This window comes from Streptomyces virginiae (assembly GCF_040638905.1).
Classification (GTDB): domain Bacteria; phylum Actinomycetota; class Actinomycetes; order Streptomycetales; family Streptomycetaceae; genus Streptomyces; species Streptomyces virginiae_B.
This window is the reverse complement of the sequence record NZ_JBEZYV010000074.1, coordinates 1-7198: the sequence shown is the minus strand read 5'-3', so window position 1 is coordinate 7198 and position 7198 is coordinate 1. Positions and strand designations below refer to the sequence as shown.

The 7198-nt window shown below is 73.9% G+C and carries 8 protein-coding genes and 1 pseudogene; 5 read left to right on the top strand and 4 right to left on the bottom strand.

Going from position 1 to position 7198, the window contains the following annotated elements; translation table 11 throughout:
* The 5 genes and pseudogenes from AB0F82_RS38425 to AB0F82_RS38405 form a co-directional block, all read left to right on the top strand.
* Positions 1-252 (top strand): annotated as a pseudogene (locus AB0F82_RS38425) (DEAD/DEAH box helicase); the annotation flags it as partial.
* Positions 249-1553, top strand: coding sequence for an SWF or SNF family helicase (locus tag AB0F82_RS38420; RefSeq protein ID WP_362636424.1), 1305 nt, complete (start codon positions 249-251; stop codon positions 1551-1553). The pseudogene AB0F82_RS38425 and the gene AB0F82_RS38420, both read left to right, overlap by 4 nt.
* Before the next feature lie 114 nt (positions 1554-1667).
* Positions 1668-2978 (top strand): helix-turn-helix domain-containing protein, encoded by a 1311-nt coding sequence (locus AB0F82_RS38415; RefSeq protein ID WP_362636421.1) that lies wholly within the window; start codon positions 1668-1670, stop codon positions 2976-2978.
* Positions 2979-3032: 54 nt separating this feature from the next.
* Positions 3033-4556 (top strand): acetaldehyde dehydrogenase ExaC, encoded by a 1524-nt coding sequence (exaC, locus tag AB0F82_RS38410; protein WP_356813416.1) that lies wholly within the window; start codon positions 3033-3035, stop codon positions 4554-4556.
* A gap of 129 nt (positions 4557-4685) precedes the next feature.
* On the top strand, positions 4686-5063 hold the full coding sequence (locus AB0F82_RS38405; protein ID WP_362636418.1) for an FKBP-type peptidyl-prolyl cis-trans isomerase: 378 nt from the start codon (positions 4686-4688) through the stop codon (positions 5061-5063).
* Positions 5064-5067: 4 nt separating this feature from the next.
* Here AB0F82_RS38405 and AB0F82_RS38400 read toward each other — a convergent pair whose 3' ends face one another.
* The 4 genes from AB0F82_RS38400 to AB0F82_RS38385 form a co-directional block, all read right to left on the bottom strand.
* Positions 5068-5409 (bottom strand): MerR family transcriptional regulator, encoded by a 342-nt coding sequence (locus tag AB0F82_RS38400; RefSeq protein ID WP_356813418.1) that lies wholly within the window; start codon positions 5407-5409, stop codon positions 5068-5070.
* Positions 5410-5635: 226 nt separating this feature from the next.
* Positions 5636-5944 (bottom strand): SCO5918 family protein, encoded by a 309-nt coding sequence (locus tag AB0F82_RS38395; RefSeq protein WP_362636415.1) that lies wholly within the window; start codon positions 5942-5944, stop codon positions 5636-5638.
* Positions 5945-5989: 45 nt separating this feature from the next.
* Positions 5990-6271, bottom strand: a complete 282-nt coding sequence (locus AB0F82_RS38390) for a CBS domain-containing protein (protein WP_436842275.1) — start codon at positions 6269-6271, stop codon at positions 5990-5992.
* A 45-nt stretch (positions 6272-6316) separates the two neighbouring features.
* The coding region (locus AB0F82_RS38385) for a DEAD/DEAH box helicase (protein ID WP_362636413.1) at positions 6317-7198 on the bottom strand (882 nt) is incomplete at its 5' end.

Here is a 7198-nt window from a genome sequence, read left to right as displayed (position 1 = left end):
CGCTGGTGGAACCCGGCCGTCGAGGAACAGGCCACCGACCGCGCCTACCGGATCGGCCAGACCCAGCCCGTACAGGTCCACCGGATCATCGCCGAAGGCACCGTCGAGGACCGCATCGCACGCCTCCTGGAGCGCAAACGGGCCTTGGCCGACGCCGTCCTCGCGGGCGGCGAGAGCGCGCTGACCGAACTGACCGACGCCGAACTGGCCGAGCTCGTGGCACTGCGCCCGGCCGCGGGGAGTACGCGATGACCACCGGGGACCCGTACGAGAAGACCTTCGCGGCGCTCCCGCCCGCACCCGGCCGCGGCTTCGCCCGTACCTGGTGGGGCCAAGCCTGGCTGCGCGCCCTGGAGGACAGCGCGCTCGACGGGGAGCAGGTGCGGCAGGGCCGCCGCGTCGCGCGCTCGGGCGCGGTGGGGACGGTCTCGGTGCGCCCGGGCGGGCTCACCGCGGTCGTGCGCGACCGGGACGGGACGGCGCACCGGACGGACGTGCTGGTGCAGGAGTTCTCGCAGGCCGAGTGGGACCGGCTGCTGGGGCTCGTGGCCGCGGAGTCGGGGTACATCGCGGCCCTGCTGGACCGTGAGGTTCCGCCGGAGCTGGCCGAGGACGCGGCGGCAGCCGGGGTGGAACTGCTGCCGGGCATCGGGGACCTCGACCCGCGCTGCGACTGCGGCGAGTGGGACCACTGCCCGCACACAGCCGCGCTCTGCCACCAGGTGGCCCGGCTGCTGGACCAGGACCCCTTCGTCCTGCTGCTCCTGCGCGGCCGGGGCGAACGGCAGCTGCTGGACGGGCTGGAGGAGCGCAGCGCCGCGAACGCCCCGGCGCAGGACCCGGATGCGGACGGGGCCGCCGACGGGGGTTTCCCGGCGGACCTGGCGTACGGGGCGGCGCGGGCGGGCCTGCCGCCGCTGCCCCCGCTGCCGGACCTGCCGCGGGCGCCGGGGCAGCCGCCGGCCCTGGACACGGAGGCGGAACCGGACGGGCTCGACGTGGACGCGGTGGAGTTCCTCGCGCGGGCGGCCGCGGCCGAGGCCTTCCGGCTGCTGGCGGAGGCGGTCGCTCCGGGCCACGCCGACCGCGCCGTACCGGCACCCCTCACGGAGGCGCAGGACGCCGTACGACTGGCGCGCGAGGCCGATGACGTCCGGGTCCGCTCCCGTCTGGCGGCGGCCACCGGGCGCAGCAGGGCCGACATGGAACTGGCCGTTCTGGCCTGGGGCTTCGGTGCGGCCCCGGGCCTGGCCGCGCTGGAGGACGACTGGACGCCGGACCGGACCACGCTGGCCCGCGCACGGACGGCATGGGCCGCCGCCTGGGCGGACGAGGAGGCTCCGGTGCTGCGCAGGGTCCGGGCCCGCTGGACGCAACCGGGAACGGGCCGGCAGGTCCGGCTGGGCCGGGAGGGGCGCTGGTGGCCGTACCGCCGCGAGGCGGGGCGGTGGATCCCGTCGGGACCGCCGGCCCCGGACCCGGCATCGGCCCTGGCGGCCGCCGGCCCGGCGGACCGGGGCGGGGAACGCCGCCGCGGCAAGCCGCTCCCGTAGCGCGCGAACCGGCCGGGGCGGGCCCGCGCCCTGGCCGACGTACCGCTTGCCGGGGCGCGGCGCCGCGACGACGATGGGGGCGCTCCGGGTACCGCGGCACCACGGGAGGGTGACATGGGCGACCGGGATCCGTCGGTGGCACTTCCGGACGGGGCCGATCCCGCCGCCCGTTCGCGGGAACTGCGGCGGGCGCACGCCGCGTTCACCCGGGACGGGCGGGTGGAGACCCCGGTCAGGGCGGTCATCGCGCGGTCCTGGCGGCGGTGCGCGCGGGCCAGGCTGAGCCCGGAGTGCGCACCGCGGGTGGAGCTCGCGGAGGCGGACCTGCGCCCGTACCGGGAGGAGCACCCGCTGGCCCGGGTGATGCCGCTGTTCCGGGACCTCGTCGGCGCGTTCGCCGCGCACGGGGCGCACCTGCTGGCGGTGTGCGACGCGCGGGGCAGCCTGCTGTGGGTGGAGGGCGCACCGGCCACCCTGCGGCGCGCCGAGGGCCTCGGCTTCGTCCCGGGCACGCGCTGGGCGGAGTCCGCGATGGGGACCAACGCCCCCGGGACGGCGGTCGCGGTGGGCGAGGCCGTGCACGTCTTCGGGGCCGAGCACTTCAGCCGCCGGGTGCACCCGTGGACCTGTGCGGCGGCGCCGGTGCGGGATCCGCGGACGGGCGGGCTGCTGGGGGCGGTGGACATCACCGGCGGCGACGGTCTGGCGCACCCGCACTCCCTGGCGTTCGTCCGGGCGGTGGCCCGGGCGGCGGAGGCCCAGCTGGCCCTGGTCGACGAGGGGCCCCCGACCGCGCGGGACACCCTCACGGCCCTCGGCCGGGACGAGGCGCTGCTGGTGGCCGGTGGCCGGCGGGTGCGGCTGGGACGCCGGCACAGCGAGATCATGGTCCTGCTGGCGCAGCATCCCGAGGGCCTGTCCGGAGAGGAGCTGGCGATCGCCCTGTACGAGGACGAGTCGGTGTCACCGGTCACGCTGCGGGCCGAGATGTCCCGGTTGCGCGCGCTGCTGGGACGCGCGGCACCGCTGTCGCGCCCCTATCGCACGGCCGGTCCGCTGGACGCGGACTTCACCGCCCTGACCCGGCGGCTGGCGACCGGAGCCGTCTCCGCGGCCCTCCACCACTATCCCGGGCCCCTCCTGCCTGCCTCGACGGCGCCCGGGGTGGTCCGGCTGCGCCGACGGATCGAGGAGCAGGCGCGGGCGGCCCTGATCGCGCGGGCCGACGCGGGGCTGCTGGCCGACTGGGTGTGCAGTGCTTGGGGCGCCGAGGACCCGGAGGCGTGGCGGGCGCTGGCCGCGGCGCTGCCGCCCGAGGGCCGGCCGGCCGCGCTGGCCCGCGTACGCGCCCTGGACCGTGAGCTGGGTGCCCGGCCGGGCGGGCACGGGCTGTGTGCAACGTATCCGCAACCTGCCCGCTCCTAGCCTCCACCCCAGCGCTGTCCGACGGCGGCCGGCGCCCGGCAAGGGGAGGACACCATGGCCCGTTACGCTGCGCCCGGTACCGAGGGGTCGCTGATGTCGTACGCGTCCCGCTACGACCACTTCATCGGCGGCGAGTACGTCGCGCCCGCCCGCGGCCGGTACTTCGCGAACCCCTCGCCCGTCAACGGCCAGACCTTCACAGAGGTCGCGCGGGGCACCGCCGAGGACGTGGAGCGGGCACTGGACGCGGCGCACGCGGCGGCGCCCGCCTGGGGCCGGACCTCGGTCGCCGACCGGGCGTCGGTCCTGCTGCGCATCGCGGACCGGACGGAGCAGCACCTGGAGGCCCTCGCGGTCGCGGAGACCTGGGAGAACGGCAAGCCGGTACGCGAGACCCTGGCGGCCGACCTGCCTCTGGCCGTCGACCAGTTCCGCTACTTCGCGGGCGCGCTGCGTGCGCAGGAGGGCGCGCTGAGCCAGATCGACGACGACACGGTCGCCTACCACTTCCACGAACCGCTGGGCGTGGTGGGTCAGATCATCCCGTGGAACTTTCCGATCCTGATGGCCGTGTGGAAGCTGGCCCCCGCGCTGGCGGCGGGCAACACCGTGGTGCTCAAGCCGGCCGAGCAGACCCCGGCCTCCGTCCACTACTGGCTGGGCCTGGTTGCGGACCTGCTGCCGCCGGGGGTGGTGAACGTCGTCAACGGCTTCGGCGAGGAGGCGGGCAAGCCGCTCGCGTCCAGTCCGCGCGTCGCGAAGGTCGCCTTCACCGGGGAGACGGCGACGGGGCGGCTGATCATGCAGTACGCGGCGGAGCACCTGAAGCCGGTCACGCTGGAACTGGGTGGCAAGAGCCCGAACCTCTTCTTCGACGACATCTGGTCGCAGGACGACGACCTGCGCGACAAGGCCCTGGAGGGTTTCACCATGTTCGCGCTGAACCAGGGCGAGGTGTGCACGAACCCCTCGCGGGCCCTGATCGAGCGGGGCCGGTACGGGGACTTCCTCGACGCGGCGGTGGCCCGCACCGAACTGATCGTCCCGGGACACCCGTTGGACACGGACACGATGATCGGGGCCCAGGCCTCGGAGGAGCAGCTGAAGAAGGTCCTGTCGTACGTGGACATCGGCCTGCGGGAAGGCGCGAAGCTCCTGACGGGCGGCCACCGCCACGAGCTGGAGGGCGAGCTCGCGGGCGGCTTCTACGTCCAGCCGACCGTCTTCGAGGGCGACAACCGCATGCGGATCTTCCAGGAGGAGATCTTCGGACCGGTGGTGTCGGTGACCGCCTTCCAGGACTTCGAGGACGCCGTGCGCATCGCCAACGACACCGCGTACGGCCTGGGCGCGGGCGTGTGGACCCGCGACGTCAACACGGCCTACCGCGCGGGCCGGGCGATCCAGGCGGGCCGCGTCTGGACGAACTGCTACCACGCCTACCCCGCCCACGCCGCCTTCGGCGGCTACAAGCAGTCGGGCATCGGCCGCGAGACCCACAAGATGATGCTGGAGCACTACCAGCAGACCAAGAACCTCCTGGTCTCCTACTCCCCGAAGAAGCTCGGCTTCTTCTGAGCGCTGCCGTCGACGGGCCGGGTGGGACGGGACCGGGGTCGGTGTCGTAGCGTGATCGTCCACTGCACGGGGCGACCGTGCGCCGGCTGGTCCGTACGAGAGCTTCCGGCGGAGACTGAGGAGGCTGCGGTGAACGAACCGACGAAGCCCGTGATCGAACTTCCGGGGGGTGACGCTCCCCAGGAGCTGACCATCCGGGACCTCGTCGTGGGGGACGGGCCGGAGGCGAAGCCGGGCAGGGTCGTCCGGGTCCACTACGTCGGGGTCACCTTCGAGTCCGGAGCGGAGTTCGACGCCTCCTGGGACCGGGATCAGCCGTTCAAGTTCGCCGTGGGTGGTGGCAGGGTCATCAAGGGCTGGGACCGGGGAATCAGGGGGATGAAGGTCGGCGGCCGGCGCGAGATCGTCGTTCCCCCGCGCCTCGGCTACGGCAACCAGTCCCCCTCGCCGTTGATCCCGGCTGGTTCCACGCTCGTCTTCGTGGTGGACCTGCTCTCGGTGGTCTGAGGGGTCACTCAGGCCTGGCGGGCGGGTCGCTGGATTCGGCGGCGCGGCGGTATTCGGCGTTGATGCGCTGGGCTTCTTCGAGCTGGTCCTCGAGGATGATGATGCGGCAGGCCGCCTCGATGGGGGTGCCCTGGTCGACGAGTTCCCGGGCGCGGGCGGCGATGCGCAGCTGGTAGCGGGAGTAGCGGCGGTGTCCGCCCGCGGAGCGGAGCGGGGTGATCAGGCGGGCCTCTCCGATGGCCCGCAGGAAGCCCTGGGTCGTGCCGAGCAGCTCGGCGGCCCGGCCCATGGTGTAGGCGGGATAGTCGTCGTCTTCGAGACGGCCGAACGAGTCGTCTGCTGTCATTGCACCTCACTCAGGGGACGCGTGAAGGGCCCTGGCGCCGTACTGGCACCAGGGCCCCGAAGGAACTACTACACCATCTGCCCGCTCCGGTACCGCGCCGACCTTCGGATCCCGTGGGTGAGCGTCGCCCCGGCATGCGCGCAGGGCCCGACCGGCTGTGTGCCGGTCGGGCCCTGCGTGGCCCCGGGTGTCGGCGCGCGCCTTCCCCGGTCAGCCGGTCAGCCGGTCAGCGGGCCGCCGTGCCGAGCATCGCCGAGGCGTGCTCCAGCGGGCTGAGGACGCGGGCGGGCGCTGCCGCCCCGGGGAGGCCACGGCAGGTGAAGCCGAGCTGGGTCATGGCCCGCAGGACTTCGCCGGCACTGAAGTCGCGGCGGTCCTGGCGGGTGATGACCTGGCCGACCTGTTTGACGGGGTAGGTGCGGCGGCCGATGGTCACGGACTCACCGGTGACCTCCTCGGGCTTGACGCCCTTCATCGATTCCAGGACGCCGCTCCTGGTCAGGTCGAACGGGAAACGGGCGATGACGCAGCGCATGGTGCCTCACAGGCAGAAGGGTGGACGATTCGAACGCGAGGCGGTTCAGCGTGCGAGGGCCGGGAGGTCGCGGAGCCTGAGCCGGTCCGTGTACGCGTCGCCGGCTCGGACGGCGGCGAGCTGGGCCTGGGTGACCCGGCCGGTGTACACACCGGACTGGTCGCAGACGAGCAGATGCCCCTCGCGGGCACTGGCCATGACGGACAGGGCCACTTCCACCGTCATGTCGTCACAGATCTGCGGGACGGCCGCTTCCGGGGCATCGCCCGCCGTGCGGTGGCCGGAGTCGGCGTTCCGGGAGCGGAACGGCATCTGGATCAGCGTCAAATCGTGCCTCCTGCAGGGTCGGGTCGGCTTGCGGTCGGGTGGCTCTCAGGCCGCCGCGTCGAAGGCGGGCCGACGCCCGGCCACGCGCCGGGCCGCCGAAGCGGAACTGCGCCGGCCGCGGGAGGCTGTGCTGCGCTTGGACCGCTCCGGCACCGGCGCGGTGATGGTGACGGGGACACCCGAGGGGGTGCGTGCGCCGGTGATGCGATGGAGTGCGTCGTCGCCGGAGCGGACCTGAGTGGCCTGGGGAACGATGCCGGCTGCGGTCATGAGGCGGGTCATCTCACGGCGCTGGTTGGGGGTGACCAGGGTGACGACGCTGCCGGACTCGCCGGCGCGGGCGGTGCGGCCGCCCCGGTGGAGGTAGTCCTTGTGGTCGGTCGGCGGGTCGACGTTCACGACGAGGTCGAGGTTGTCGACGTGGATGCCCCGGGCGGCGACGTTCGTGGCGACGAGCACGTTGACGTGTCCCGTCTTGAACTGGGCCAGGGTGCGCGTGCGCTGCCCCTGGGACTTGCCTCCGTGCAGGGCGGCGGCACGGACCCCGCTGCGGAGCAGGTCCTGGGTGAGGCGGTCCACGGCGTGCTTGGTGTCGAGGAACATGATCACCCGGCCGTCGCGGGCGGCGATCGCGATGGTGGTCGCCTGCTTGTCCGTCCCGTGGACGTGCAGAACGTGGTGTTCCATGGTGGTGACCGCGCCCTGCGAGGGATCCACGGAGTGGACGACGGGGTCGGTCAGGTAGCGGCGGACCAGCAGGTCGACATTGCGGTCCAGGGTGGCGGAGAACAGCATCCGCTGGCCGTCGGGGCGGACCTGGTCCAGGAGGGCGGTGACCTGAGGCATGAAGCCCATGTCGGCCATCTGGTCGGCTTCGTCCAGGACGGTGATCGCGACCTGGTTCAGGTGGCAGTCGCCGCGGTCGAT

What these genes read in the sequence shown, in the direction of transcription:
- AB0F82_RS38415 (WP_362636421.1), top strand. Translation starts at nt 1,668, where the DNA reads ATGGGCGACCGGGATCCGTCGGTGGCACTTCCGGACGGGGCCGATCCC.
- AB0F82_RS38420 (WP_362636424.1), top strand. Translation starts at nt 249, where the DNA reads ATGACCACCGGGGACCCGTACGAGAAGACCTTCGCGGCGCTCCCGCCC.
- AB0F82_RS38400 (WP_356813418.1), bottom strand. Translation starts at nt 5,409, where the DNA reads ATGACAGCAGACGACTCGTTCGGCCGTCTCGAAGACGACGACTATCCC.
- AB0F82_RS38395 (WP_362636415.1), bottom strand. Translation starts at nt 5,944, where the DNA reads ATGCGCTGCGTCATCGCCCGTTTCCCGTTCGACCTGACCAGGAGCGGC.
- exaC (WP_356813416.1), top strand. Translation starts at nt 3,033, where the DNA reads ATGGCCCGTTACGCTGCGCCCGGTACCGAGGGGTCGCTGATGTCGTAC.